Source organism: Actinomadura formosensis NBRC 14204 (assembly GCF_001552155.1).
Classification (GTDB): domain Bacteria; phylum Actinomycetota; class Actinomycetes; order Streptosporangiales; family Streptosporangiaceae; genus Spirillospora; species Spirillospora formosensis.
On the sequence record NZ_BCQQ01000104.1, the window covers coordinates 1 to 25449 of the forward strand.

Sequence of the window (25449 nt, forward strand, 5' to 3'; positions counted from 1 at the left end):
GGGCTGGTCGCCGCCGGTCTCGCCGCGGACCGGCTCTCGCTGACCGGCGCCGGCGCGCTCATGCTGTTCACCGGGATCGTGGTGGTCTCGCCGGTGCTGTGCCGTCCCGCGATCTGGGTGCTGGCCTGGCCGTTCGCGCGGTTCGGCGGGAGCACGGGCCGGATGGGCGGGCGCAACGCGCTGCGCGATCCGCGCCGGACGGCGGCGACGGCGTCCGCGCTGACGATCGGGCTCGCGCTGGTCGCGGCGGTGTCGGTGATCGTCCAGTCGATGGCGTCGTCGGTGGACCGGCAACTGGACGCCGGCCTGACCGCCGACTACCGGGTCACCGGGCGCAGCCGGATCACGCCCGTCGGGCCGGACGCGGCACGCGCGGTGGCGGGGGTCGCGGGCGTGCGGTCGGCGATCCCGGTCCGCACCGCCCGGTTCGAGCTGGACGGCTCCGTGCGGACGGCCGCGGCCGGGTCACCGGGCGAGCTGCTCAGCCATTTCCGGCTTCCGCTCCGGTCGGGGTCCTCGTCCATCGGCGGGGACGAACTGCTCGTCGGCGGCAGCGTCGCGAAGGCGAGGGGCTGGACGGCCGGAACCACCATCAAGGGCCGCTACCGGGACGGGACGGAACGCACCTTCCGCATCGCGGGCATCTACGCCGACCGCCCGTCGATCACCCCGTCCGCCCCCACCATGATCATCAACTGGGCGGACTACCGGGCGCACGACCCGGCCGCCCCCATCGACCGCATCGAGGTCAACGTCACCACCGCGTCCCGGGCCGCGCTGGCGGCGGCGCTCGCCCCGTGGCCCAACCTGGAGCTGAAGGACCGCGCCCAGGTCAAGGACGACACCGCCGGCGACATCGGCCGGTTCCTCGACCTCGTCCTCGGGCTGCTGGTGCTGTCGGTGATCGTCGCCGCGCTCGGCATCGTCAACACGCTGGCGCTCGCGGTGACCGAGCGGACACGCGAGATCGGGCTGCTGCGCGCCGTCGGCATGCAGCGCCGCCAGCTCCGCCGGATGATCCGCTACGAGGCGGTCGTCGTCTCGCTGTTCGGCGCGGTGCTGGGCGTGGCCGCCGGGGTGCTGCTCGGGATCGTCGTGCAACACGCGATGGCGGCGGGGGGCGGCGGGATGGAGGTCCTCGCGATCCCCTGCGCGCGGCTGGCGGTGTACGTCGCGGCGGGGGCGCTGATCGGCGTCGCCGCGGCGGTGTGGCCGGCCCGGCGCGCCGCCCGGATGAACGTCCTGCAGGCGATCGCGGGCGAGTAGCTCAGGCCGCCGCCCGCGTGCAGCGGTCGGGGACGGCGTCGTGCAGGGCCCGCAGGCCGCGCGCGATCAGCGGGTTGCCCCGGCTGCCCCGCCGCACGCAGGTCAGCACCAGCCGCTTCGGGACGCCGTCGCCGGTCAGCGGGACCCGGACGACCGGCTGGTCGGACGGCCCGCCCGCCAGCCGCGGTACGAGCGACACGCCGAGGCCGTTCGCAACCAGCGCCCAGATCACCGACCAGCTGGTGGCGTGGTGCGCGAACCGGGGCGTGAACCCGGCCGCCGCGCAGTACGTCAGGACCTGCTGGTGGTGGGCGCAGATCGCGGACTCGACGCTGATCCACACCTCATTCGCCGCGTCCGCGAGCCGGGCGCCGCCCCGGTGCGCGAGCGGGTGACCGGGCGAGACGATGAGGTCGTACGCCTCCTCCAGCAGCGGTTCCCGGTCGAAGCGCGGATCGCCGGGCGGCGGCGCGTCCGGGGTCGGCTCGATGACCGCGATGTCGGTCTCCCCGGCGGCGAGCAGGCCCACGGCCACGTCGGTGTCGCACTCGCGCACCTCGACCGCGAGCCCCGGGTCGTCCCGCAGCAGCGTCCCGGCGGCCGGGCGACGAGCCCGCCGACCGCCGTCGTGAACCCGCACATGCGCAGCGGGCCGGCGGCGCCCGCGCGGTGCGACTCCAGGTCGGCGAGGGCCTCCTCCCACTTGGCGAGCAGCCCGTCGGCATGCCCGATCAGCAGGTGCGCGGCCGGGGTCAGCCTGACCTTGCGGCCCTGCGGCTCCAGCAGCGGCACCTTCAGCTCCCGTGCCAGCTCGCGCAGGTGGTGCGAGACCGCCGACGGCGTCAGGTGCAGCGCCGCCGCCGCGGACGTGACGGTCCCGTACTGGTGGACGAGCCGGAGCATGTGCAGCCGCCGCAGATCGATCATGCAATCATCTTGCATGGTTCACTGAGGAAATCTGAAATGGACGGCAACGTTCGGCCGGTCGCAGACTGCTGCCATGAGCACTCGGAGCACGCTTGTCTCCCGGCATCTGACCAGTGACGGCGTCGTCGTCTGGACCCGCTGCGCCTGTGGGCGGCTGCGCATGGACCTTCTCCCCCACGGAGGCGCCCCCAGCCTGAGCGCGGGTCCGTGCCCGCACCGCCCTAATCGAGGGTGACCTCGTAGTGGAGCGTCCGGTAGCGCTTCATCCGGTGGAACAGCGGCACCGCGAACCCCTGCAGGAACGGGTGCTTGCGGGCCAGCAGCCGGCGGATCGGCTTCGCCTCCTCCTCGGTGAGCAGCCGGACGCGCCCGTGCGTCCCCGGTCCGGTGACCTTGCCCCGATGGGTGCTCGGCGCGATCTCCACTTCGGGGTTGCGCGCCAGCCGCTTGGTCTTGAACGCCTTGTCGTAGGTGCGGAAGTAGGCGTGGTCGCCGCGCACGACGACGTTGACGGGCGTCCCCACAGGTGATCCGTCCTTGCGGTAGGACGTCAGCAGGACGGTCTTCTGCTTCTTCAGGTTCTCAAGCGTCGATGTTGTGTTCATGCCCAGGAGACGGGATGTCCGCCTCCGCATGTGACATCACCGGACGCGCAGGGCCGCCGCTTCGGAGGCGTGCTTGCGGATGAGGTCCCAGTCGCCGCCGCGCTCGGCGAGCACCAGGCCCACCCCGGCGTGGACGACCTGCTGTTCGTCAAGGTGTCCACCGGCCTGGCCACCCGCAGCCTCCGCATCGAGCCGAGCCGGCTGGACGAGCAGGCGGGCCTGACCGGCTGCGCCGCGATGGTCCTGGACAACATCCTCTCCCCCGAGGCCATCGACACGGCGGCCCACTGACGCCCAGAAAGACGAAAACTATTCACTGGTACGTTCCGAATATCGGGACGGAAAGCGCAGTTACCACAGCCGGACGCCGGGTCACCAGGGGCGGGCCTGGCAAAAATCGGTCATGACTGGGACCGAAACCGGTTCGAAACCGAACCGGCAAAACGATCACTGATCTAGCGTAACGGCAAAGCAGACATATCCCCAGATTAGGGAATCCTAACCGGCCGTTCCCGCTACTCTCCGCACACATCCCCGGAGAACGCCCCACGTCAAGTAAGACTTCTATGCCGATGCGGTTGGTACTCTCCGCGAAGACGCGGGCTGGCGTTCGGGGGGGTCCTATGGTTAACGTCTCCTCGGTCAACGGAAAGGCCCTGGATGATCACTTCCGGGGACTCACTCCAAAAGACCAAAAACGGGCAATCGCGGCCGGCGGACGCCGGCGGGCGAGAAGGAGGGCGGCGGGCGGACATGGCGGATTTCCATTTCAGCGTCTTCTCCGGGGCGGCGGCCCCGGAGACCGGCGACACCCGCCTGCTCGACGTCCTCGACCGGGCGCTCGCCTCGGCCCCCGGCCCGGCCCGCTGGACGGCGAACCGGAGCGGCATGTGGTTCCACGTGCTGCCGGAGGGCGGCGGCTGCCCGGCGCAGGGCTGGAAGCTGCACGTCTCCGCCACCCCGGTGTCGGCCGAGGAGGTGCTCGCCCGGTCGCTGGCGGTGCTCCTGGCGGGGAACTCCATGTTCAAGTTCGCCGCCACCCACGATCATGTCGCGGCGCTGAACGCGCGCAACACCTCGCGCGGTCATTCGGGAAAGTTCATCACCATCTACCCCGAGAGCGACGACGAGGCCGTCCGGCTCGCGGCGGAACTGCACGAGGCGACGGCCGGCCTTCCCGGCCCGCGCGTTCTCTCCGATCGCCCCTACGCGCCGGGCAGCCTCGTGCATTACCGCTACGGCGCGTTCACCGAAGATCGCCGGATCACCACCGACGGATTCTACGCCTGGATGATCCTCGACCCGGACGGCAATCCGGTCGAAGACCGGCGCATCGGCAGATACACGCCTCCCTCCTGGGTGACAAATCCCTTCCCGGATCACCGGGCGAACGGCGCGGAGCACGCGAACGAGAAAGAAAATAATAGCGGCGAAAAGCAGAACGAAATTCTGATCGGTACCCGTTTCGCCGTCCGGGAGGCTATCCGCCACACCAACAAAGGCGGCGTTTACCGCGCCGTGGACACGAGCACCGGCGACCCGGTCGTGATCAAGGAGGCGCGCCCGCATGTGGCCGCCGACGAGAGCGGAAGGGACGCCCGCGACGGCCTCCGCGCGGAGGCCCGCGCCCTGGAGGCGGTCGGGCGGCTGGGGCTCGCGCCGCGCCCGGTCGCGCTGTTCACCCAGAGCGGGCACCTGTTCCTGGCGCAGGAGATGGTCCCCGGGGCGTCGCTGCGCGAATGGATCGCCGACCTGATCGGCGAGGCCGGATGGGGCCGCCACCTGCCCGCCGCGCTGGAGATGGCCGGCCGGCTGACCGGCCTGATGGCCAGGGCGCACGATGCCGGGCTCGTCCTGCGCGACTTCAACCCGAACAACATCATGGTGCGCCCGGACGGCACGCCGGTACTGATCGACCTGGAACTGGCCGTGACCGCCGATGCCCCGGACCCCGGCCCGCTGCGGGCCGGCACCCCCGGCTACGCGGCGCCCGAGCAGATGGCCGGGGCCGGCCCCGACCCGGCCGCGGACCGCTTCGCCCTCGGCGCGACCCTCTGCCACCTGGTCACCGGCGGTCCGCCGTTCCTGCTGGAGGAGCGCCCCGCGGCGCGGCCGCTGAGCGAACGGCTCGCGGAATGGCTGACCGCGCGCACCGAGGGCCTGGACCTGTCCGCCGCCCTGATCCCGCCGCTGCTCGGGCTGATGGCGGACGAGCCCGCGCACCGCTGGGCCCTCGGACGCGTCCGCGCGGCTCTGGCGCCGGGCTCCGGCGGGCCGACCGCGGGTCCGCCCGCCCGGCCGTCGTGGCCGCGCGAGCAGAGCCGGCACGCGATCGGCGGCATCACCGGCCATCTGCTGGCGTCCATGAACACCGACCCGGCCGACGCGCTGTGGCCGGTGTCCTGCGTCCACGGGGCACCGGACCCGTGCAGCCTCCAGCACGGCGCCGCGGGGCCGCTCGGCGCCCTCGTCCGCTGCTACGAGGTCACCGGCGACGCCCGCCTGCCGGAGGCGATCGCCCGCGCGGGCCGCTGGATCCTCGCGCGGCTGGAGGAGGAGACGAGCAGGCCCTCCGGGCTCTACTTCGGCACGGCCGGGGCCGCGTGGTCGGTGCTGGACGCGGGTCTGGCGGTGGCCGACACCGACCTCACCGACGGCGCGCTGGCCGTGGCCGACCGGCTCCCGGTGGCGGTCGACAGTCCCGACATCACGCACGGGACGGCCGGCATCGGGCTGACCGCACTGCACCTTTGGGCCCGCACCGGGCACGTCCGGTACGCCGAGCGGGCCGCCGCCGCCGCCGACGCGCTGGCCGCCACGGTCGAGGACCGGTCGGGCCGGCTCGGCTGGAGCACCCCCGCGCAGTCGGAGTCCAAGCTCGCCGGGCGCCGCTACTACGGGTTCGCGCACGGCATCGCCGGGGTCGGCTACTTCCTGCTCGCGTGCGCCCGGGCCACCGGCCGCGACGACCTCCGGACGCTGGCCGCCGCCGTCGGGCGGAACCTGCTGGACGAGGCGACCGTCACCGGACGCGCCGCGAAGTGGGGCGCCGGGCCGGGCGACGCGCCCACCGCGCCGTACTGGTGCCACGGCGCGGCCGGCATCGGCACGTTCCTGGCGCGGCTGGGCGAGGACACCGGCGAAACCGGCTTCATCCGGGCCGCCGAGCAGTCCGCGCAGGCCGTGATCGACGACCACTGGCGCGCCCCCCTCGGGCAGTGCCACGGCCTCGCCGGCAACGGGGACTTCCTGCTCGACATGGCCGCGCTCACCGGCGACGACCGCTACCGGGACGCCGCCTGGCGGCTCATCCGGATCATCCTCGCCAACCGGGCGCACGTCGACGGGCGAACGGTGTTCCCCGACGAGTTCGGGCAGGTCTCGGTGACCTGGGGCGACGGAATGAGCGGCATCCTGGCCTTCCTGCTGCGGGCGCTGCACGGCACACCCCGGCCGTGGATGGCCGACGGCTCGCCGGACCACGCGACCACCGGTCCGGCCGCCGGTTCGAGGCGGGTGTCATGAGCGCCGCCGCACCGGGCCTCCCCCCGATTCCGACCCGGTTCGGGTTCGCCTTCTCCACGGCGGGCGGATGGGCGGCCTGCCTGAGCGCGCTCCAGGACGAGGTGACCCTGGAGCGGTGGGACCTGACGCGTCCGGTCCCGTCCCGGCGCACGCTGGGCGACGACCCGGCCGCACCCGCCGGCGGCGGCCCGCTCCTCGACCGGCGCTGCGGCGTACTGCCGCTGGACGACGGCCGCGTGCTGATCCTGCGGCCGGCGACCGGCGACCACGGGGAGCCCGCCGGGCACGGGACCGTTCTCGCGGCGCAGCCGTCCGGCACGGGGCTGCGCGTCACCCGGACCTGGCCGGTCCCCTCGATGCTCGCCGGGTTCCTGCTCGCCGCGCCCGGGCCGGACGGAGCCGTGCTGCTGGTGACGGCCGAGGACGAAGGGCACTCGCGGATCTGGCGGCTGACGGACTCCTCCCCCGCTCTCGACCCCGTCCTGCGCATCCCCGGCGTGCTGTCGGGAGGCGTCTGGCTCGACGGCGGGCGCACCCTCGCCCTCGATCATGCGGAGGCCGGGCACCGCACCGACGGCATCCTGGTCGACCTGCGCGAGCGGGGCTGGCGGCGGATCTGGTCGGTGTCCGACACCACGACCGACCGGATAGCCGCCTACAACCGGCGCTCCGGCGTCCTGGCCGTCACCACCACCGCGCCGGGCGCGCAGCAGCCGGGCACCGAGCAGATCGGGCTGCGGCTCCCGGGGGGCGATCCCGTCCGCTTCCCCGAGACCCTCAACGGGCCGGCCCGCCCGCGGGCCCCGCTCACCTTCGACCACGGCGGCGAGAACCTGCTGGTGCGCGAGACGCACGGCGCGACCGAGCGGCTCGCGGTCTACACGCCCGCGGCGGATCGCCTCTCCACCGTCCCCGGCCCGCCGGGGCTGGTGTCGCCGCCCGCCTGCTGGGCACCGGACGGCCGGATCCACCTTCGCTTCACGTCCCCGAGCCGGCCCCCGACGCTGGCGACGGTGACACCCGCGGGCCAGTGGCGGCCGGCCCCGCACCCGCACGACACCGGCGGATGGGCGGACGCCGAACTGGTCGAACTGCCGGGCCCGGACGGGCCGATCGAGACGATCGTCTACGGCGGCCCCGGCTGGCGGCGCCACCGCCGGCTGGTGCTCGCCCTGCACGGCGGCCCGCTGGCGGCCTGGCGGTTCGAGTTCGAGCCGCTCTTCCAGCACCTGGCCGCCGCGGGCATCGCCGTGGCCGCGCCCAACCACCGCGGCAGCACCGGCTACGGCGACCGGCATCTGCGCCCCATCCTCGGCGACTGGGGCGGACCCGACCTCGCCGACGTCCTGCACCTGGCCTGGGCGATCGCCGACGAGCGCGACCTCGTCGGCCTGCCGCGCCCGGTCGTCCTCGGCGGCAGCTACGGCGCCTTCCTGGCGCTGCTCGCGGCCTGCTACAGCCCCGATCTGTGGTCCGGATGCGTCGCGCTCGCGCCGTTCACCTCGGCCGCGAGCCTGCACGGCACCGCGCCCGGCACCGTCCGGGACCGCGTGTCGCGGCTGAGCCGGTGCGACGCCCAGGCCGGCACCGGACGGGACGTCCTGCGCGTGTGCCAGGCGCTCACCGCACCGCTGCTGCTCGCGCACGGTGCCCGCGACGAGGTCATCCCCGTCGCGCAGTCCAGGGCGCTGCGGGAGCGCCTTCTCGAACTAGGCAGGACCGAAGGAGTCGACTTCGACTACCTGGAGGCCGACGACGACCACCACGGCGTCGTCCAGGCCTGGTCACCGGTCCTGCGCGAAGCGGTGGTCCGCTTCTGCCTCGCGGCGGAGCGGACCTACGTCCTCGACCAGGAAGGGAGGTGAATCATGGACGCGTTCGACAACGACATCGTGGCTGCTCTGCAGGAGCTCCCCGAGACGGACCCCGTCGAGATCGACGGGATCCAGCTCGGTGGCACGTGCGCGTGCGTCGGCCTGCTCACGCTGCTGAACACCGTGTGCGTCGGCATCTCCTGCATCTGATGCCGCGTATCCCATGCGGAATCCGGGACCCCTGAGTGAACCCCGGCCCGCAGACCCCGGTCACGGACCGGCCGCAAAGCCGGTCCGTGACCGGACCCATTCATAAGTGTAGAAGACGCCCGCCGACAGCGAACGGAGCGGACACGCGTGGCCTTCACCGGCACATCGGGCGATTCCGCGGCACTGCGCGCCGGCGGCAGGCGGCTGCTGCGCACCGCCATGGGCCGCTTCCGGCTGTCGATGGGCGTGCTGGCCGTCCTCACGGCGATCCGCGTCGCCGGGACCTTGGCCGCGCCGGTCCTGCTGGCCCGCGCGATCGACGCGGCCCGCGCCCAGCAGGGCGTCGGCACCGCCGCGGCATGGCTCGGGCTCGTCCTGGTCGCGGCGGCCGCGGCCGACACCGGCGAGGACGTCCTGGGCTCCTACTGCGGCAGCGAGATCACCGCATGGCTGCGGCACCGGCTGCTTGGCCGGGTGCTGGCGCTCGGCCCGGACGGGCAGCGGCGCTTTCCCACCGGGGACGTGCTGTCCCGGCTCACCGAGTCGGCCTCGGGCCCGGCGGCGTTCCCCGTCCTGCTGCTGTCGGCCGCCGCCACGCTGGCGACCACCGCGGGCGCCCTGATCGGCCTCGCCCTGATCGACCCGTGGCTCGCCGCCGCGTTCGCGGCCGGGGTGCCGCCGCTGCTCGTGGCGCTGCGCGTGTTCGTCGTCCGGGCCACCGAGCCGTTCGCCCGCTACCAGGCGAGCCAGGCGGCGATCGCGACGCGGCTGCTCGACGCCCGGCAGGGAATCCGGACGATCCGGGCGAGCGGCACCGCCGCGGCCGAGGCCGCGCGCATTCTCGCGCCGCTTCCCGAACTGCGCCGGGCGGGCCGCGAGACGTGGGCGGCGCAGGGGCGGGTGAGCCTGCGGCTCGCGCTGCTGGCCCCGCTCACCCAGGTCCTGGTGATCGGTGTCGCCGGGGTCCGCCTCGCCACGGGCGACATCAGCACCGGGCAGCTCGTGGCGGGCGTGTCGTACGCCGCCATGGCCGTGACGTCGGCGTCCGTCTTCGACACGGTCGTCGCGCTGCTCAACTGCCAGGTCGGGGCCGGGCGGATCAACGAGATCCTGACGGCCGTCCCGGCGGTGCGGCCGCCCGCGCACCCGGTGCGGCTGCCGGACGGGCCCGGCCGGCTCCGGCTGCGCGGCGTCACCGTCCGGCTCGGCGGCCGTGCCGTCCTCGACGGCCTCGACCTCGATGTGCCGCCCGGGACCACCGTCGCGGTCGTCGGCACGTCCGGGACGGGGAAGAGCGTGCTGATGTCGGTCATCGGGCGGCTCCTCGACCCCGACGAGGGGAGCGTCGAACTCGACGGCGTCCCCGTCACCGCCGTTCCGCTCGCGGACCTGCGGCGCGCCGTCGCCTACGCGTTCGAGCGGCCCGCGCTGCTCGGCGCCACCGTGCACGACACGATCGCCTACGCCCGTCCCGACGCGTCCCGCGCCGAGGTGCGCCGCGCCGCCCGGGACGCCGCCGCCGACGCGTTCATCCTGGCCCTTCCCGACGGATACGACACGCCCCTGGACCGGGCCCCGCTGTCCGGCGGCGAACTGCAGCGGCTCGGCCTGGCCCGCGCCGCGCTCACCGGCGCCCGGGTCGTCCTCCTCGACGACGCCACGAGCAGCCTCGACACCGCGACGGAGATGAGGGTGACGCAGGCGCTCCAGCGGGTCCTGGCCGGCCGCACGAGCCTGGTGGTGGCGCGCCGCCCGGCCACGGCCGCCCGCGCCGGCCTCGTCGCCTGGCTGGACACCGGGCGGGTGCGGGCCCTGGCCCCGCACGCGGAACTGTGGCCCGACCCGGGCTACCGCGCCGTGTTCTCCACCCGGGCGGTCTCCACGCGGGCGGCGGGCTCATGACGGCCCCGCCCGCCGCGCGGCTGCTGCACCGCCATCTTCGCGGGCAGTGGCCGGCGATGCGCCGCCTCGCCGCCTGGTCGGCCGTCGAGTCCCTGCCGATGTTCGCGTCCGGCCTGCTGCTGGCCCGCGCCGTCGACCGCGGGTTCCTCGCCGGCCGCCCGCTGACCGGCCTGGGCTGGCTGGCCGCCCTCGCCGCCCTGTACGCCGCCGGGGCGATCGGGACGGGACGGGTCTACCCGTGGCTCGCCGCGACCGTCGAGCCGCTGCGCGACTCCCTGGTCGCCGAGGTCGTCACCGCGGCGCTGCGGCGGATGGCCGACCGGGCGCCGGACGCGGCGGGCGCCGGGGTGTCGCAGGTCACCGAGCAGGCCGAGGCCGTCCGGGCGCTGGTGGGGACCGCGCTGCGCAACGTCCGCCAGCTGGTGTCCGCCGGTGCCGCCGCGCTCGTGGGCCTGACCCTGCTGTCCCCGCCGCTGGCACTCGTCGTCTTCCTGTCGGTCGCGCTCGCCCTGGCGGTGTACGCGGCGCTCGTCGGGGTGCAGGTCCGCCGCTACCGGGCCGTCATCCGGGAGGCCGAGCGGATCGGCGAGACCGCCGCCGTGATCGTGCACGGCGTCCGGGACGTCACCGCCTGTGCCGCCGAATCCCGTGCGGCCCGCACGGTCGGGAAGGTGATCGACACGCAGGCGGGCGCGCTGCGCGCGTACGCCCGCACCCGCCTCGTCCGGCTGCCGGTGCTGGCGCTGGGCGTGCATCTGCCGCTGCTCGCGCTGCTCGTCCTGTCGCCCTACCTGACCGCGCACCACGGGTTCACCGCCGGGCAGATCGCCGGTGCGGCCGGCTACCTCGTCACCGGGCTCCAGCCGGGCATCACCGTCCTCGTCGACGCCGGCGGCACGCTGCTGCTCAGCCTGGCGGTGGTCCTCGGGCGGCTGGCGGAGATATGCACGGCCCCCGGCGCCCCGCCGTCCGTCCCGCCGGTCACGGCCGAGTCCTTCGGCATCGAGGCCGACGGTGTCACCTTCGCCTACTCACCGCACGCCGCCCCCGTCGTCGAGGACCTGTCCCTGCACGTCCCGGAGGGCACGCACCTGGCCGTGGTCGGTCCCAGCGGCACCGGCAAGTCCACCCTCGCCAACCTGCTCACCGGCCTTCTGGAGCCGCAGCGGGGCGAGATCACGCTCGGCAAGGTGCCCCTGCCCCGCCTCGATCCGGCGCAGCTGCGATCGATGGTCACGCTGATCCCGCAGGAGAGCTACGTCTTCGCCGGTACCCTGCGCGACAACCTGGCCTACCTGCGCCCCCACGCCACCGCGGCCGAGCTGGACGAGGCCGTGGACGCCGTCGGGCTCCGGGACACCGTCGAGCGCCTCGGCGGCTACGGCACCGGCATCCCGCCCGGCGGCGGGGAACTCTCCCAAGGCGAACGCCAGCTCATCACGCTGGCGCGCGCCTGCCTGTCCCCCGCGCCGGTCATCGTCCTGGACGAGGCCACCAGCCATCTCGACCCCGCCGCCGAGGCCCGCGCCGAACTGGCCCTCGCCGGCCGGGGCGGCACCCTCATCGTGATCGCGCACCGCATCACCTCCGCCGAACGCGCCGAGCAGGTCCTGCTCCTCGACGGCCTGACCCCCGTCCTCGGCAGCCACGAAACGCTCCTGGCCCGCAGCCCCCTCTACGCCGAACTCGTCGGCCACTGGCACCGGTGAACGGTCACCGCTCGTCGTTCTTGAACACCTTCTGCTTCTTCGACTCACCGGGGAAGCCGTGCCGCGCTGATCCGGAGTCAGTTCGTCATGGTCAGTTCGTAGTCCACCGCGAGCCGGAAGTTGCCGCTGGAGCCTCGGATGCCGACCGTGTGGGGGCCGGGAGACGGCGGCGGGATCATGGCCCAAAGGCCACATCCGTGTTCTTTGACCGGGCCTTCTACGGATGTCACGGGGTTGCCGACGCTACCGGTGATCGTGATGGGGGTGGCGGCCCAGCGTTTGAGGGGGACTTCCTTGCCGTCCAGCTTCACGGTGCCCGCGGCGGTTCTCATGAATGCCGCGCAGTCTTCTTTGGAGCCGTGCAGATTGACGACCGGGGCCACCAAGGTGCGGTCATGCGGTACGGAACAGCGGCGTTTCACCGACCCGCCGAACGTGCCGGCCAGGAACCAGACTCCGGATGGTTGGCCCACGGCGCAGCGGGCCCCGGTGGCGTCCTCGACGGGGTTCTGCTTCGGCGGCGCGCTCGCGGCCCAACTCCACCAGGCCGACTGCACTTCACCGGAATTGCGCATCCCGATGGATGCGCGTTCGCTCGGCGAAGCCGGAGCGCTCGCCGTCGCGGCTTCGGCGCGTGGGGATTCGGCGGTGTCGTCCGGTCCGGTCTCGGTGCACCCGGTGGCCAATGCGAGCACGGTGAAAGGAACCACAAGTCGAGCGCGGATCATCGCCGTAGGCTAGCGCAACTCGATCTCGGTGAAGGGTCGGTTATCAGGCCGCTTTGGGGTGGGGGGCGGCGGCCGTTACGCGGCGGGCGAAGGTTCCTATTTCCTTGATGGCGGTCAGGCCCTCCCGGGAGAGGTCGGCGAAGATCTGGAAGACGTGGGCCTGGCCTTCCCAGATGTGGAGGGTGCAGGGGACGTTCGCGGCGCCGAGGCGGGCCGCCATCAGTTCGGCGTCGGCGCGCAGGACCTCTATGGAGCCCGCGTGGATGAGGGTGGGCGGGAGGCCGGCCAGGTCGGCGTGGACCGGGGAGAGCCACGGGTCGGTCGGTTCGGCGTCCGGGAAGCACATGCGGACCATGTCCCGCATGCGGAGCGCGGGGATGAACGGGTCGAGGGCCGCGTTCGCGTGCGCGATCTTGACGTCGATGTCGAGGTCGGTGAACGGGGAGAGGGCCGCTATGCCGGCCGGGCGGGGCAGCCCGTCGCGGAGGGCGTGGAGCGGGGCCATGAAGGACAGGTAGCCGCCCGCGGAGTCGCCGGCGATCACGATGTCGTCGGGTGCGTGGCTTTCGAGGAGCCACCTGTAGGCGTCGACGCAGTCGCCGATGGACGTCCGGATGGTGACCTTCGGCTGCATGCGGTAGGCGACCGAGAGGACCGGCATGCCGGCGGCCTGGGAGATCCGGGCGATCATGCGGCGGTGGGTGCGCAGTCCGCAGGCGACGAAGCCGCCGCCGTGGAAGTACAGGATCACCTGGCGGGAGCCGGCGGGGACCCCGCGGCCCCGGACCCATTCCGCGGCGCAGCCCAGGCCCTTGACCTTGGTCGTCTTCGTGCCGCGCGGGGGCGCCAGGAGGGCCGCGCCCAGGTCGAGCAGCGGGGCGAAGCGCAGGGTGAGGGGGGTCCAGGGGAGGCGGGTGACGAGCGGCCGCATGAACCAGCGCATCAGCCGGGCGGCCAGCCGCGCGCCCCGGCCGCATCCCCGCCGTTCCTCGATCACCGGTGCGAGCGCCATCCGCCGTCCCTCCCGCCGTCGTGGCCGGGAGCTTACCAAGTAAGCGCTCGGGTATCCAAGGGGATGGAGAGGATGGGGGCGCGTGTCGGATTGTGACCAACGTTACCCATTTTGTGGGCCATGACCAGGTTAAACTACCCGAATGACCATGCTTGTGGCCCGCCGCCATGTCGACTACGGGCGCGTCACCAGCAGCAGCTGTTGCCGCGGGATGTGCTGACGCCGCCTTCTTTCCGGCGCCGTCCCGCGTACCGGCCGCTCTTCGCGCCGCGCACGCCACGCATCGTTCGCCCCCGTTTCAGCGGGACCCCCCGTTCCAGTGGGAACTCCGCGTCCAGACCCTTCGCCCCGCCACTCGCCCCTCCCCGAGGAGATCCATGAGTCAGCACCCCGACGCCGCCCCGTCCGCCGAGTCCGGCTGGTCGTTCGAGACCAGGCAGGTGCACTCCGGCACCGCACCCGACCCGGCCACCGGGTCGCGGGCGGTGCCGATCTACCAGACCACGTCATTCGTCTTCCGCGACACCGAGCACGCCGCGAACCTGTTCTCGCTCGCCGAGACCGGCAACATCTACACCCGCATCATGAACCCCACGCAGGACGCGTTCGAGCAGCGCGTCGCGGCGCTGGAGGGCGGGGTCGGCGCGGTGGCGGTGTCCTCGGGGCAGGCCGCGGAGTCGATGGCGATCTGGAACCTGGCGCGCGCGGGCGACCACATCGTCTCCAGCGCCTCCATCTACGGCGGGACCTACAACCTGTTCCGGCACACGATGCCCAAGTTCGGCATCGAGGTGTCGTTCGTGGAGGACCCCGACGACCTGGACGCCTGGCGGGCGGCGATCCGGCCGAACACCAAGGCGCTGTTCGCCGAGAGCCTCGGCAACCCGCGCGGCAACGTCCTGGACGTGCGGGCCGTCGCGGACGTCGCGCACGGGGCGGGCGTGCCGCTGATCGTGGACAACACGTTCGCGACCCCGTACCTGCTGCGGCCGATCGAGCACGGCGCCGACATCGTGGTGCACTCGGCGACCAAGTTCCTCGGCGGGCACGGCACCACCATCGCGGGCATCGTGGTGGACGGTGGAACGTTCGATTTCGGGGCGCACCCCGAGCGGTTCCCCGACTTCACCGAGCCCGACCCGAGCTACAACGGCCTGCGGTACTGGCCGGCGCTGGGCCCCGGCGCCTACGGGATCAAGCTGCGGGTCCAGCTGCTGCGCGATCTCGGCCCGGCCATCGCGCCGCACTCGGCGTTCCTGCTGCTGCAGGGTGTGGAGACGCTCAGCCTGCGGATGGAGCGCCAGTCGGCCAACGCGCGGGAGCTGGCCGAATGGCTGGAGCGGCGCGAGGAGGTGTCGGCCGTCCACTACCCGGGGCTGGCGTCCAGCCCGTGGCACGAGGCGGCGCAGCGGTACCTGCCGCGGGGCACGGGCGCGGTGTTCTGCTTCGAGTTGCGCGACGGCATCGAGGCGGGGCGGCGCTTCGTGGAGGGCGTCCAGCTGTTCAGCCACCTGGCCAACGTCGGGGACGTGCGCAGCCTGATCATCCACCCGGCGTCCACCACGCACAGCCAGCTCACACCGGAGGAGCTCACGGCCGCCGGCGTCGACCCCGGGCTGGTGCGGCTGTCGGTCGGCATCGAGAGCCTCACCGACCTCAAGGCCGACCTGGAGGCCGGTTTCCGCGCGGCGAAGGGCGTGTCCTGACCGCCGGCACCGCGACCGCACCGGTCCCCCTCCCGCCGGCCTCCGGGGCCTGGCGGGAGGGGGATCCGCCGGGCCGGCGGCGGTGGGCGTCCCTGGACCGGCCGCTGCCGCTGGAGGCCGGCGGCACGCTGCCCGGGGTGCGGCTCGCGTACGAGACCTGGGGGCGGCTCGCCCCCGACGCCTCCAACGCGGTGCTGGTGCTGCACGCCCTGACCGGGGACGGCCACGTCGCCGGGCCCGCCGGGCCGGGGCATCCCACGCCCGGCTGGTGGGACGGGCTGGTCGGGCCGGGCCGCCCGCTGGACACCGACCGCTGGTTCCTCGTCGTCCCCAACGTGCTGGGCGGCTGCCAGGGCAGCACCGGGCCGTCCTCACGCCGGACGGACGGGCGGCCCTGGGGCGGGTCCTTCCCCTACCTGACGCAGCGGGACATGGTGGCCGCCGAGGTCCAGCTGGCCGACGCGCTCGGAATCGACCGCTGGGCACTGGTGACCGGCGGATCGATGGGCGGGATGCGGGCCCTGGAGTGGGCGGTGTCGCATCCGGAGCGCACCGGGTCGCTGCTGCTGCTCGCCACGACGGCGGCGGCGAGCGCCGAGCAGATCGCCATGGCCGCCGTGCAGTTGCACGCCATCCGCTCGGATCCGGGCTGGCGCGGCGGCGACTACCACGACGCCGCGCCGGGGGACGGCCCGCACGCCGGGCTGGGCACGGCGCGGCGGCTCGCCCACATCACCTACCGCAGCGAGCCGGAGCTGCAGGCCCGGTTCGGCCGCCGCCCGCAGGACGGCGAGGACCCGTGGCGGTCGGGGCGCTACCAGGTGGAGTCCTACCTCGACCACCATGCCGACAAGCTGGTGCGGCGGTTCGACGCGGGCAGCTACGTGGTGCTCACCGAGGCGATGAACGGCCACGATGTCGGCCGCGGGCGGGGCGGCACGGCCGCCGCGCTGCGCCGGGTGACGGCCCGGACGCTGGTGGCCGGCATCGACTCCGACCGGCTCTACCCGCTGTGGCAGCAGGACGAGCTGGCGTCCGGCATCCCGGGCGCGGACCGGCTGCGGGTGGTCGAGTCGCCCTCCGGCCACGACGGTTTCCTCACCGAGACCGAGCAGGTCGGCGCCCTCGTCCGCGAACTGCTCGACGGCTGAGCCCGTCCCGGGCCGGGATGCGGCAGGGTAGAAGGATGCTTCCTGTTCTCACCAGTGCCGAGGTTCCAGACGTGCCCGTGGCGGTGCTGCCGGTGGGGAGCTTCGAGCAGCACGGGCCGTTCCTGCCGCTGGCGACGGACACGGTGATCGCGTGCACGCTCGCGGCGGAGATCGCGAAGGCGCATCCGGTGCGGGTGCTTCCGCCCGTGACGATCTCCTGTTCGCATGAGCACGCGGACTGGCCGGGGACGGTGAGCATCTCGGCGGCGACCCTGCACGCGGTGATCAGGGACGTGGCCGCGTCCCTGCGCAGGGCCGGGGTGCCGAAGCTCGTGCTGGTGAACGGGCACGGCGGCAACTACGTGCTGGGAAACGTCGTGCAGGAGGCGCACGGGGACATGGCGCTGTTCCCCGGGCTGGACGAGTGGGAGGAGGCCCGCGCGGCGGCGGGTATCGAGACGTCCGGCGACAGCGACATGCACGCCGGGGAACTGGAGACGTCGATCCTGCTGCACGCCCACCCGGAGCTGGTCGGGGACGGGTACGAGACCGCCGATCATCTGGCCGATGACCGGCGGCATCTGCTGACGGCGGGGATGGCGGCCTACACCGAGTCGGGCGTCATCGGGCGGCCCTCACTGGCCGGCGCCGGCAAGGGCCGGGAGGCGTTGCGGAACCTTGTCGCGGCGTTCGGGGACGTCCTTGCGGTGCTGCAGCAGCAGGGTCGCGGCGCCGGGCAGGCACGCGATGAGGGTCAGCACCCCGTACACGACGGAGACGGTCAGGCCCTGCGCTGAGCCGAGCCCCGCGGCACCGAACGCCAGGGCGAGGGCGGCCTCGCGCGGTCCCCAGCCGCCGACGTTCACCGGCAGCGCCATCACCAGCAGGGCCAGCAGCAGCAGCGGCAGCAGCCGGCCGAGCGGCGCCGTCGCGCCGGCCACGCGGGCGGCGACGACGAACAGGGCCAGATGCCCGGCCAGCGCCGCGGCGGACAGGCCCGCGATGCCCGGCCAGGCGCGCAGAGCGGCGCGCAGGTCGGTGAACGTGGACGCCAGGGCGCGGTGACGCCGGCGGGCCAGCACCGGCAAAGCCGCCAGGACGATCCCCAGGGGAATCAGGGTGGGCGCCATCGCCGACACCAGACCGGGATGCGCGAACATCACGACGACGCCCGCGACGATGGCGACGCCCTGGCCCGCGACCCGTTCGAGGAACACGGCCCGCACCCCACGGGCGACGTCGCCCGACCGGTGGCCGTGGCTCACCGCCCGGTGAACGTCCCCCAGAACACCCGCAGGAAGCACCGCATTGAGGAACTGGGATCTGTAGTAGTCCGTGATGGCCGCGGCCAAGGGCAGGTGCAGGCCGAGGCGCCGGGCGACCAGCCGCCAGCGGGCCGCGTTGAGCACGGTCGTCACGAGCCCGATCACGAGGGCCAGGACGATGGATTCGATGTCGATGGCGTGGAGTGCGGCCACGAAGGCATCCGTGCTGTGCCACCACAGCAGCGCGGCGAGGATGCCCAGCCCGATGAGCAGGCGCCCCCACGGCCAGAGCTTCTTCATGACGCGCCCCCCGGTATGGCGAGCAGGTCCAGGTGGTGGACCTCGACGGTGAGCCGGCCCGCGGCGCATTCGGCGAGGCGGCGGCCGAGATAGCCGTCCGCGAACGGGGCGAGGTCCGGTTCCTGTTCGGCGGCGGCGCCGACCCAGCCGCGCAGCCATTCGGCGGTCAGCGCGGACTGGCCGGGGCCGAGCCGCCACGGGCTCGGACACGTCAGGACCGACGCCCCGCGCCGTCCGAACGCCTCGGCGGCGGCGGTGACGGCGTCCGGCCCGAGGAGGCCGCCGCGGCGCTGGTGGGCGTCGAAGGCGGCGGCGAATCCGGCGTCGAGCGGCTCGGCCGGGAAGATCCGGACGCGGCCGACGACCGACAGGGTGAGCAGCGCCGGGCAGGCGGTCGCCGCGGCGATCGTCTCGACCTCGGCGGCGGTGAGCACGTCCAGCAGCGCGGACGCGGTGACGAGCGACGCGCCGGCCAGGTCGGACGCGCGCAACGCGGCGAGGTCGCCCGCGCGGGTCTCGATCGTCGCGGGCGGCCCGTCGGCGGTGCGGTAGGCGCCGGCGCGGGCGCGGTCGAGGAGGCCGGAGTCGCCGTCGTACAGGATCCAGTGCTGCGGGCCGCGCAGGCGCCCGGACAGCCAGCGCCCGAGGGAGCCGGTGCCGCAGCCGAGGTCCCAGATGACCAGCGGCCCGTCCGGCGGCAGCGCGGAGCGGAGCGGGCCGAGCAGTTCGGCGGCGCGGGCGGCGGCGTCGGCGCTCTCCCGGAGCGCGAGCCACGACGGGGAGTAGCCGGTCATCGCTCCTCCCTGCGGAGCCGGGACAGGACCGTCGCCATGCGGCGGGCCGTGTCGTCCCAGCCGGGCAGCATGCCGCGGCGCAGCCGGGCGGCGGCGCGCAGCCGGCCGCGCAGGGCGGGGTCGGTGAGCCAGCGGCGCAGCGCGGCGGCCAGCGCGGCGGAGTCGTCCGGCGGGACGAGCAGGCCGGGCACGGCGCCGGTCGGGTCCCAGCCGAGCGCGTCGGGGACGCCGTCCACCGACGTCGCGACCACGGGGACGCCGCGGGCGAGGGCCTCGGTCACCACCATCCCGAACGTCTCCGCGCGGGAGGACAGGACGAGCAGGTCGGCGGCGGCGTAGGCGTCGTCCAGCCGCTTGCCGGTCAGCGGCCCCCGCAGGTCGATCCGGCCGCCGAGGCGGTGCCGGCCGATCAGCCGGTGCAGGTTGCCCACGTGGCCGGGGTCGCGGTCCAGGGGACCGGCGCATTCGCAGTCCCAGGGCAGGTGCGCGATGGCGGCGAGGGCCTCCACGAGGACGTCGTGCCCCTTGCGCGGGGTCACCGACGCCACGCACAGCAGGCGGCCCGCGCCGCCGCTGCCGGACGCGAGCGGCGCCGGGTCGGTGCCCGGGACGACGGCGTGGACCCGGGACGGGTCGAGCCCGTGATGGGCGATCAGGTGGTCCTTCGCCCACGGGCTCGTCGCCACCACGGCCCCCGCCGCCTCCAGCACCGTGCGCTCGCCCGCGTTGAGGTCGGCCTGTCCGGGTTCGTCCGCCAGCGGGAGGTGGACGAGGACCGCCAGCCGCAGCCGCCTCGCCTCCGGGACGACGATGCCCGGCACCCCGCACGCCACCAGGCCGTCCATCAGCACGACGGCGTCGTCCGGCAGCGCGGCGAGCGCGCGGGCGAGGCCCGTCCGGGCGGGCTCGTCCGGCCGGGGCCACGTCCCCGGCACCGCCACCTCCCGGACGGGCCGCCCCGACGCCGCGAGCCCGTCGCACAGCCGCCGGTCGTAGCGGTTGCCGCCGCTCGGGGCGCCGGTGTCGTCGATGTCGCCCGGGACGACGACGCAGATCTCGTGCCCGGTCACAGGCCGCGCTCGTAACTGGCCCAGGCGACGTGCGACTCGTGCAACGTCACCGTGATGCCGGAGAGGCCGCGCGCGTTCTCGCCCAGCGCGCCCGCGTGGACGCGGTCGGCGAGCCGGTCGGCGATGACCCTGGCGAGGAACTCCGTCGAGGTGTTCACCCCGGCGAAATCCGGCTCGTCGTCCAGGTTGCGGTAGTTCAGCCCGCCCAGGACCTCGCCCAGTTCCCGGGTGGCGAGCCCGATGTCGACGACGAGCCCGTCCGGGTCGAGATCGGCCCGGCGGAACGTCGCGTCCACCACGTATGTGGCGCCGTGCAGCCGCTGCGCGGGACCGAACACCTCGCCGCGGAAGCTGTGCGCGATCATGACGTGGTCGCGGACGGTGATGCCGAACAAAGCGTCCTCCTCCTGGAAGATCCGATTCAGTGAACGATCCGGTGGCAGAGGGCGGGCAGCTCACCGCTCGCGAGCGCCGGCATGACCCGCGGCAGCTCGGCGAACGGGCTCTCCCCCGTGATCAGCGTGTCGAAGGCGGGGTTCGCGAGCAGCGCCAGCGCCAGCGCCAGCCGGTCGGCGAAACTGCGGTGCGCCCGGCGGGCGGGCGGGACCGCGCCCACCTGGCTGCCCCGGATGGTCAGCCGCCGCGAGTGGAAGAACTCCCCCAGCGGGACGCCGACCCGGCGGTCCCCGTACCAGCTCAGCTCGATGACCTCCCCCTCCGGCGCGAGCAGCTCCAGTGACCGCGCCAGGCCCGCCTCGGTCGCGCTCGCGTGCACGACGAGGTCGCAGTCCCCCGCCGCCCGGTCCGGCGGGGCGAACTCCACGCCGAACGCCTCCGCGACGGCGGCGCGGGACGGGTCGGTGTCGACCAGCTGGACCCGGCTCCCCGGGAACCCGGCGAGGACCCCGGCGACCGAGCAGCCGACCATCCCGGCGCCGACCACGGCGACGCGGTCGCCGACCAGCGGCGCCGCGTCCCACAGCGCGTTCACCGCGGTCTCGACCGTCCCGGCGAGGACGGCGCGCTCGGGCGGCACCCCGTCCGGGACGACGGCGACCGCGCCCGCCGGGACCACGTACCGGGTCTGGTGCGGGTAGAGGCAGAACACCGTCCGCCCGCGCAGGCCGGCCGGGCCCTCCTCGACCACGCCGACGTTCAGGTATCCGTACTTGACCGGGCCGGGGAACGTTCCGTCCTGGAACGGCGCCCGCATGATCGCGTGCTGGTTCGGGGGGACGCCGCCGCGGAACACGATCGCCTCGGTCCCGCGGCTGACGCCCGAGTACAGCGTCCGGACGACCACCTCACCGGGCCCCGGCTCCGGCAGGACGACCTCGCGGATCTCCCCCTTACCGGGCGACGGGATCCAGAAGGCCCGCGCGTCGCGCTCCATCCGTGCTCCTCTCTCCGCTCGCGCCGCTCCCCCGGCTCGGGCCGCTCCCCCGGCGGTCACGCCGCGCGAACAGCCACCGCACGTCCCGGCCGAACGACCACAGCAGCAGCGCGAGCGCGGCCGCCACCAGCAGGCCCCCGTGCGGGACGGCCCCCGACGCGGCCACGACCAGCACCACGCCCTGCACCACCGCGACGGCCTTGCGCGCGGCGCTCGGCCGCAGGTCGGCGCGCAGCCACGGCGCCACCCAGGCCGCCGCGCCGAACACGTACCGCATCGCGCCGATCGCGAGGACCCACGCCCCCGCCGACCACGCGACCTGGACGCTCAGCACCAGTACCAGGAGGGCGTCGGTCTCCATGTCGAACCGGGCGCCGAGCCTGGACGCCGTCCCGGTGCGCCGGGCGACCCGCCCGTCCACCCCGTCCAGCACGAGGGCCGCCGACGCGACCGCGACGAGCGCCGCCGTGCTCCCGGCACCGGCCGGATGCGCCGCGGCCAGCGCCGCGACGCCCCCGGTCAGGACCACCCGGGCCAGCGTCACATGATCGGCCGGCCCGAGCGTCCGGCGGCGGCGGAACGCCCGGGTGAGGAGCACCCACGAGGCGAGCGCGTATCCGGCGCCCACGGCCAGGCCCACATGGCCGGGACGAAGCACCGCCAGCAGCGCGAGCTGCGCCGCCACCGCGAGCCCCAGTTCGGTTCCCCGGGTCAGCCGCGGCCGGCGCGGGGGCCGCGGCAGCTCCACCGGCCGTATCAGCGTTACGGGCCGCGTCACCAACGGACCTCACCGACCGGCGGCTCGCCGAGGACGGCCCCGTCCAGCTGCGGCAGGTCGTGACCCAGACGGTCGCGCTTTGCGGTCAGGTACCGGACGTTGTCGGTGCTGACCGGGACGAGCAGCGGCACCCGCGACGCGACGTGCAGACCGCGGGACTCCAGCGCCCGGACCTTGTCCGGATTGTTCGACATCAGCCGCACCGACCGGACACCGAGGTACCGCAGGACGCGGGCGGCCGGGCCGTAGTCGCGGATGTCCACCGGCAGCCCGATGGCGGTGGCGGAGTCGACGGTGTCGAGCCCGTGGTCGTCCTGCAGGACGTGGGTGCGGACCTTCGCCACCAGCCCGATCCCGCGTCCCTCGTGCCCGCGCAGGTAGACCAGGACACCGGCGCCCTCGCGGACGATCGCGTCCAGCGCCGCGCCGAGCTGGTCGCCGCACTCGCAGCGGGTGGCCGCGAAGATGTCGCCCGTCATGCACTCGGAGTGCATCCGGACGAGCACGTCCCCGCGCCCCCGGACATCGCCCCGCACCAGCGCCATGTGCTCGTGCCCGTCGACCGGGTCCCGGAACGCGACGGCGCGGAACACGCCCCGCCTCGTCCGCAGATCCGCCTCCGCGATGTCCCTCTGGTCGATGCCCTGATCGCGCATCACTCCCCCTTCTCGGCTCCGCAGTCACCTCTGGTACGTGGTGACCGGGCCGGGTGGTTGCGTCCAAAACGGCCCATAACCGGTGGCACGCGGGGAAGGCGCCGCAGGGTTCACCCCAGGCGGGCACGGACCACCGGGTCGTGCAGAGCACGGCGGCCGGCGGGGGCTTCGGGAAGGTCGCTGCGGTCACGTTCGTCCTCCAGCCGGACCGTGAGCGCGGCGATGCCGGCCTGGAGGCGGGACACGCCGGGCGCGGTCTCCGGTAGCGCACCGTGCTCGGCGGCGCGCCTGGCCCCGATCAGCTCGGGCAGAGCAGACAGGACGGCCCGCCGCCGGTGAGACGCGTCAGGTCGGCCTCGACCTCACCCGTCCGCATCAGATGGATGCCCGTCAGCAGCACCCGAAACGTGCGGAGCGGTGGCTTCAGCTCGCGAGACCGCTCGAACAGCCTCCACTGCGTCCGCGCGAACCCCCGGTAGCGGTGCGCCTGGACGCTCACCGGGGCATGGGCGCGGGCCCATGCCGGGTTCAGGGCACGAGGTAGCGGGTGTCGCGGGCGTCGGTGATCGCCATGTGTCCGGGCGCGTGGCCGATGGCGAGCTTCGGCCGGGACGCCATCACGGCCGCCTGCGGGGTCACGCCGCACGCCCAGAACACGGGGATCTCGTCCACCCGGACCTCGACCGGGTCGCCGAAGTCGGGGGCGGCGAGGTCGTCGATGCCTAGTTCGACGGGGTCGCCGACGTGCACGGGCGCACCGTGGACGGACGGGTACCGCGCCGTCACCCGTACCGCGTCCGCGATTTGCGCGGCGGGAACCGGCCGCATCGACACGACCAGCGGGCCGCCGAACCCGCCCGCGCGGCGGCACATCCGGTTCGTCCGGTACATCGGGACGTTGCGGTTCTGCTCGATGTGCCGGATGGGGACGCCGGCCTCGCGCAGCGCGTCCTCGAAGGTGAAGCTGCACCCGATGAGGAACGACACGAGGTCCTCGCGCCAGTACCCGGTCACCTCCGGTACCTCGGCGACCGGTTCGCCGTGCTCGTAGACGACGTAGCCGGGCAGGTCGGTGCGCAGGTCGCCGGCGAACAGCGATGCGGACGTCTCACCCGGTCCGGTGACGTCCAGGACGGGGCAGGGCTTGGGGTTGCGCTGGGCGAACAGCAGCAGGTCGTAGGCGTACTCGCGCGGCACGGCGATGAGGTTCGCCTGCGTCCAGCCCGCGCACCAGCCGGAGGTGGGGACGCGGAGACCGTCCCGGAACAGCGCTCTGGCCTGCTCCGGGCTGAGCGTGCCCGGGTCGATGGGTGCGGTCATGGTCGGTCCTTTCCAAGGTTCGGCGCGGGGCACGGGCGGAAGCGGAGCCGCTGTCCGGGACGGGCCTGGGCGGCGCGCCCGATGTCGGCGGAGGCGACGACCGCGATGACGGGATACCCGCCGGTCAGCGGATGGTCGGCGAGGAACAGCACGGGCAGCCCGGACGGCGGGACCTGGAGCGCCCCGGTGACCGTCCCCTCGCTGGGCAGTTCGCCCCGTCCCGCGTGGGGCAGGCCCGGCCCGTCCAGCCGCATCCCGACGCGGTCGATGTCGCTGGTCACCGTGTAGGCGGCGGTGAAGAGCACGTCCAGCGCGCTCGGGGCGAACCAGTCGGCGCGCGGGCCGGGCATGGCGCGCAGTTCGATGTCGCCGGCCGCCGGCGGCGGGGCGGGCAGGACGCCCAGCAGCGGCGCCTCGCGCGGCGGCGGGCCGACCGGGAGGAGGTCGCCGGGCTTGAGCGGGTCGGGGCCGAGGCCGGCGAGCGTGTCGGTGGCGCGGGAGCCGAGCACGGGCGGGACGGCGAGCCCGCCGCGCACCGCCAGATAGCTGCGCAGCCCGGTGGGCGGGACGCCCATCCGGAGTTCGGCGCCGTCCGGGATGTGGAAGACGGAGTAGGGCGCCTCGGGGCGCCCGTCGACCAGCAGCGGCGCGGGCGCGCCGGTCACCGCGGCGAAGATCCCGCCCCGGCCGCGGACGCGGAGTCCGCCGAAGGTGACCTCGATCGCGGCCGCACCGCCGGGGTTGCCGACGGCGCGGTTGGCGAGGCGAAAAGACACCGGGTCCGCGGCGCCCGACACCCCCACGCCGAGCGCCGCGTGACCCGATCGGCCGAGATCCTGGACTGTCGCCAGCGGCCCTGTAGCAAGAACGTCCAAGCCCCGTTTCATGGTTCCCGTTCAACGAAAAGAACTGAAATTCCTGGGCGGAGCAGCGCGGGCGGGTCGCGGTCGAGGTCCCATAGGACGACCTCCGTGCGCCCTATGAGCTGCCAGCCGCCCGGGGATTCGACCGGGTAGACGCCGCTGAAGCACCCGGCGAGACCGACCGCGCCCGCCGGGACGCGGACGCGCGGGGTGGCGCGGCGCGGGACGTCCAGCCGCGGGTCGCCGCCCTCCAGGTAGCCGAAGCCGGGCGCGAACCCGGTGAACGCGACCCGCCACGGGGTTCCGGTGTGCGCGGCGACGACCTCGGCGGGGGTGAGGCCGGTGAGTTCGGCGACCTCGTGGAGGTCCGCGCCGTCGTAGACGACGGGGATCTCCACGACGCCGGCGCCGGCGCCCGCCGGGCCCGGCCGGGTGGCGCGCACGGCGGCGGCGAC

25 protein-coding genes and 2 pseudogenes are annotated in these 25449 nt (G+C 74.4%); 10 read left to right on the plus strand and 17 right to left on the minus strand.

Going from position 1 to position 25449, the window contains the following annotated elements:
- Positions 1 to 1266: ABC transporter permease (locus AF1_RS23815; RefSeq protein ID WP_157419283.1), on the plus strand; the 1266-nt coding region annotated here is incomplete at its 5' end.
- Between the two features lies 1 nt (position 1267).
- Here the strand turns inward: AF1_RS23815 and AF1_RS23820 are convergent.
- The 3 genes and pseudogenes from AF1_RS23820 to AF1_RS23825 all read right to left on the minus strand — a co-directional run bounded on the left by AF1_RS23820 (position 1268) and on the right by AF1_RS23825 (position 2798).
- On the minus strand, positions 1268 to 1906 hold the full coding sequence (locus AF1_RS23820; RefSeq protein WP_242609017.1) for a LysR substrate-binding domain-containing protein: 639 nt from the start codon (positions 1904 to 1906) through the stop codon (positions 1268 to 1270).
- A gap of 161 nt (positions 1907 to 2067) precedes the next feature.
- Positions 2068 to 2208: pseudogene (locus AF1_RS36540) on the minus strand (helix-turn-helix domain-containing protein); the annotation flags it as partial.
- A gap of 206 nt (positions 2209 to 2414) precedes the next feature.
- Positions 2415 to 2798 carry a PPOX class F420-dependent oxidoreductase gene (locus AF1_RS23825; RefSeq protein WP_067803502.1) on the minus strand — a complete coding sequence of 128 codons (384 nt, stop codon included), beginning with the start codon at positions 2796 to 2798 and terminating at the stop codon, positions 2415 to 2417.
- A gap of 69 nt (positions 2799 to 2867) precedes the next feature.
- Here AF1_RS23825 and AF1_RS35695 point away from each other — a divergent pair, with 69 nt between their 5' ends.
- From AF1_RS35695 to AF1_RS23845, 6 genes are all read left to right on the plus strand, one after another.
- Positions 2868 to 3089, plus strand: a complete 222-nt coding sequence (locus tag AF1_RS35695; protein ID WP_174548888.1) for a hypothetical protein — start codon at positions 2868 to 2870, stop codon at positions 3087 to 3089.
- Positions 3090 to 3551: 462 nt separating this feature from the next.
- Positions 3552 to 6323 (plus strand): class IV lanthionine synthetase LanL, encoded by a 2772-nt coding sequence (gene lanL, locus AF1_RS23830; protein ID WP_084263268.1) that lies wholly within the window; start codon positions 3552 to 3554, stop codon positions 6321 to 6323.
- Entirely contained in the window at positions 6320 to 8188 is a 1869-nt protein-coding gene (locus AF1_RS23835) for an alpha/beta hydrolase family protein (protein WP_131732970.1), read from the plus strand. Before lanL ends, AF1_RS23835 begins: the two co-directional genes overlap by 4 nt.
- Before the next feature lie 3 nt (positions 8189 to 8191).
- Positions 8192 to 8347 (plus strand): VenA family class IV lanthipeptide, encoded by a 156-nt coding sequence (locus AF1_RS35315; RefSeq protein ID WP_165488462.1) that lies wholly within the window; start codon positions 8192 to 8194, stop codon positions 8345 to 8347.
- Between the two features lie 147 nt (positions 8348 to 8494).
- Positions 8495 to 10249 carry an ABC transporter ATP-binding protein gene (locus AF1_RS23840; RefSeq protein ID WP_067803508.1) on the plus strand — a complete coding sequence of 585 codons (1755 nt, stop codon included), beginning with the start codon at positions 8495 to 8497 and terminating at the stop codon, positions 10247 to 10249.
- On the plus strand, positions 10246 to 11958 hold the full coding sequence (locus tag AF1_RS23845; RefSeq protein WP_207394212.1) for an ABC transporter ATP-binding protein: 1713 nt from the start codon (positions 10246 to 10248) through the stop codon (positions 11956 to 11958). The genes AF1_RS23840 and AF1_RS23845 overlap by 4 nt, the downstream gene beginning before the upstream one ends.
- A gap of 77 nt (positions 11959 to 12035) precedes the next feature.
- On the opposite strand, the gene AF1_RS23850 is transcribed toward AF1_RS23845, so the two are convergent.
- Both AF1_RS23850 and AF1_RS23855 read right to left on the minus strand, forming a co-directional pair.
- On the minus strand, positions 12036 to 12686 hold the full coding sequence (locus AF1_RS23850) for a signal protein (RefSeq protein ID WP_207394211.1): 651 nt from the start codon (positions 12684 to 12686) through the stop codon (positions 12036 to 12038).
- Positions 12687 to 12729: 43 nt separating this feature from the next.
- The gene (locus tag AF1_RS23855; RefSeq protein ID WP_067803510.1) at positions 12730 to 13698 is read right to left on the minus strand and encodes an alpha/beta hydrolase; all 969 of its coding nucleotides are present in this window, start codon (positions 13696 to 13698) and stop codon (positions 12730 to 12732) included.
- A gap of 377 nt (positions 13699 to 14075) precedes the next feature.
- Between AF1_RS23855 and AF1_RS23860 the strand changes: the two genes are divergently transcribed.
- From AF1_RS23860 to AF1_RS33645, 3 genes are read left to right on the plus strand one after another with little or no spacing between them, the layout of a single operon-like run.
- On the plus strand, positions 14076 to 15404 hold the full coding sequence (locus tag AF1_RS23860; protein WP_067803513.1) for a bifunctional o-acetylhomoserine/o-acetylserine sulfhydrylase: 1329 nt from the start codon (positions 14076 to 14078) through the stop codon (positions 15402 to 15404).
- A complete protein-coding gene (metX, locus tag AF1_RS23865) occupies positions 15401 to 16555 on the plus strand; it encodes a homoserine O-acetyltransferase MetX (protein WP_084263270.1) in 1155 nt (384 codons plus the stop codon). Before AF1_RS23860 ends, metX begins: the two co-directional genes overlap by 4 nt.
- Positions 16556 to 16590: 35 nt before the next feature.
- Positions 16591 to 17352, plus strand: coding sequence for a creatininase family protein (locus AF1_RS33645; protein ID WP_242609016.1), 762 nt, complete (start codon positions 16591 to 16593; stop codon positions 17350 to 17352).
- 3 nt (positions 17353 to 17355) lie between these two features.
- On the opposite strand, the pseudogene AF1_RS23870 reads toward AF1_RS33645, so the two are convergent.
- The 12 genes and pseudogenes from AF1_RS23870 to AF1_RS23920 form a co-directional block, all read right to left on the minus strand.
- Positions 17356 to 18189 (minus strand): annotated as a pseudogene (locus tag AF1_RS23870) (lysylphosphatidylglycerol synthase transmembrane domain-containing protein); the annotation flags it as partial.
- Positions 18117 to 18914, minus strand: a complete 798-nt coding sequence (locus tag AF1_RS34735; protein WP_067803519.1) for a class I SAM-dependent methyltransferase — start codon at positions 18912 to 18914, stop codon at positions 18117 to 18119. The pseudogene AF1_RS23870 and the gene AF1_RS34735, both read right to left, overlap by 73 nt.
- The gene (locus AF1_RS23880; RefSeq protein ID WP_067803521.1) at positions 18911 to 19984 is read right to left on the minus strand and encodes a glycosyltransferase family 4 protein; all 1074 of its coding nucleotides are present in this window, start codon (positions 19982 to 19984) and stop codon (positions 18911 to 18913) included. The genes AF1_RS34735 and AF1_RS23880 overlap by 4 nt, the downstream gene beginning before the upstream one ends.
- Positions 19981 to 20379 carry a 6-pyruvoyl trahydropterin synthase family protein gene (locus tag AF1_RS36545; protein ID WP_067803524.1) on the minus strand — a complete coding sequence of 133 codons (399 nt, stop codon included), beginning with the start codon at positions 20377 to 20379 and terminating at the stop codon, positions 19981 to 19983. The genes AF1_RS23880 and AF1_RS36545 overlap by 4 nt, the downstream gene beginning before the upstream one ends.
- A 26-nt stretch (positions 20380 to 20405) precedes the next feature.
- Positions 20406 to 21377, minus strand: a complete 972-nt coding sequence (locus AF1_RS23890) for a zinc-dependent alcohol dehydrogenase (RefSeq protein ID WP_067803527.1) — start codon at positions 21375 to 21377, stop codon at positions 20406 to 20408.
- Entirely contained in the window at positions 21334 to 22155 is an 822-nt protein-coding gene (locus AF1_RS23895; protein ID WP_242609015.1) for a CDP-alcohol phosphatidyltransferase family protein, read from the minus strand. The genes AF1_RS23890 and AF1_RS23895 overlap by 44 nt, the downstream gene beginning before the upstream one ends.
- On the minus strand, positions 22152 to 22811 hold the full coding sequence (gene ribA, locus AF1_RS23900) for a GTP cyclohydrolase II (protein ID WP_067803530.1): 660 nt from the start codon (positions 22809 to 22811) through the stop codon (positions 22152 to 22154). The genes AF1_RS23895 and ribA overlap by 4 nt, the downstream gene beginning before the upstream one ends.
- A 110-nt stretch (positions 22812 to 22921) precedes the next feature.
- Complete coding sequence (locus tag AF1_RS36550; RefSeq protein WP_255218831.1) at positions 22922 to 23056, minus strand: hypothetical protein; 135 nt, start codon at positions 23054 to 23056, stop codon at positions 22922 to 22924.
- A 53-nt stretch (positions 23057 to 23109) separates the two neighbouring features.
- A complete protein-coding gene (locus AF1_RS35320; protein ID WP_067803535.1) occupies positions 23110 to 23310 on the minus strand; it encodes a DNA polymerase beta superfamily protein in 201 nt (66 codons plus the stop codon).
- A gap of 29 nt (positions 23311 to 23339) precedes the next feature.
- A complete protein-coding gene (locus AF1_RS23910; RefSeq protein WP_067803538.1) occupies positions 23340 to 24131 on the minus strand; it encodes a putative hydro-lyase in 792 nt (263 codons plus the stop codon).
- Positions 24128 to 25018 carry a 5-oxoprolinase subunit C family protein gene (locus AF1_RS23915; RefSeq protein WP_067803541.1) on the minus strand — a complete coding sequence of 297 codons (891 nt, stop codon included), beginning with the start codon at positions 25016 to 25018 and terminating at the stop codon, positions 24128 to 24130. Before AF1_RS23915 ends, AF1_RS23910 begins: the two co-directional genes overlap by 4 nt.
- A partial coding sequence (locus AF1_RS23920; RefSeq protein ID WP_067803543.1) for a 5-oxoprolinase subunit B family protein occupies positions 25015 to 25449 on the minus strand: 435 nt, incomplete at its 5' end. The genes AF1_RS23915 and AF1_RS23920, both read right to left, overlap by 4 nt.

Coding starts and splice junctions, on each gene's coding strand:
- AF1_RS23845 (WP_207394212.1), top strand. CDS start 10,246: ATGACGGCCCCGCCCGCCGCGCGGCTGCTGCACCGCCATCTTCGCGGG.
- AF1_RS33645 (WP_242609016.1), top strand. CDS start 16,591: ATGCTTCCTGTTCTCACCAGTGCCGAGGTTCCAGACGTGCCCGTGGCG.
- AF1_RS23915 (WP_067803541.1), bottom strand. CDS start 25,018: ATGAAACGGGGCTTGGACGTTCTTGCTACAGGGCCGCTGGCGACAGTC.
- AF1_RS23890 (WP_067803527.1), bottom strand. CDS start 21,377: ATGGAGCGCGACGCGCGGGCCTTCTGGATCCCGTCGCCCGGTAAGGGG.
- AF1_RS34735 (WP_067803519.1), bottom strand. CDS start 18,914: ATGACCGGCTACTCCCCGTCGTGGCTCGCGCTCCGGGAGAGCGCCGAC.
- lanL (WP_084263268.1), top strand. CDS start 3,552: ATGGCGGATTTCCATTTCAGCGTCTTCTCCGGGGCGGCGGCCCCGGAG.
- AF1_RS23860 (WP_067803513.1), top strand. CDS start 14,076: ATGAGTCAGCACCCCGACGCCGCCCCGTCCGCCGAGTCCGGCTGGTCG.
- AF1_RS23855 (WP_067803510.1), bottom strand. CDS start 13,698: ATGGCGCTCGCACCGGTGATCGAGGAACGGCGGGGATGCGGCCGGGGC.
- AF1_RS23835 (WP_131732970.1), top strand. CDS start 6,320: ATGAGCGCCGCCGCACCGGGCCTCCCCCCGATTCCGACCCGGTTCGGG.
- AF1_RS23850 (WP_207394211.1), bottom strand. CDS start 12,686: ATGATCCGCGCTCGACTTGTGGTTCCTTTCACCGTGCTCGCATTGGCC.
- ribA (WP_067803530.1), bottom strand. CDS start 22,811: ATGCGCGATCAGGGCATCGACCAGAGGGACATCGCGGAGGCGGATCTG.
- AF1_RS35315 (WP_165488462.1), top strand. CDS start 8,192: ATGGACGCGTTCGACAACGACATCGTGGCTGCTCTGCAGGAGCTCCCC.
- AF1_RS23825 (WP_067803502.1), bottom strand. CDS start 2,798: ATGAACACAACATCGACGCTTGAGAACCTGAAGAAGCAGAAGACCGTC.
- AF1_RS23910 (WP_067803538.1), bottom strand. CDS start 24,131: ATGACCGCACCCATCGACCCGGGCACGCTCAGCCCGGAGCAGGCCAGA.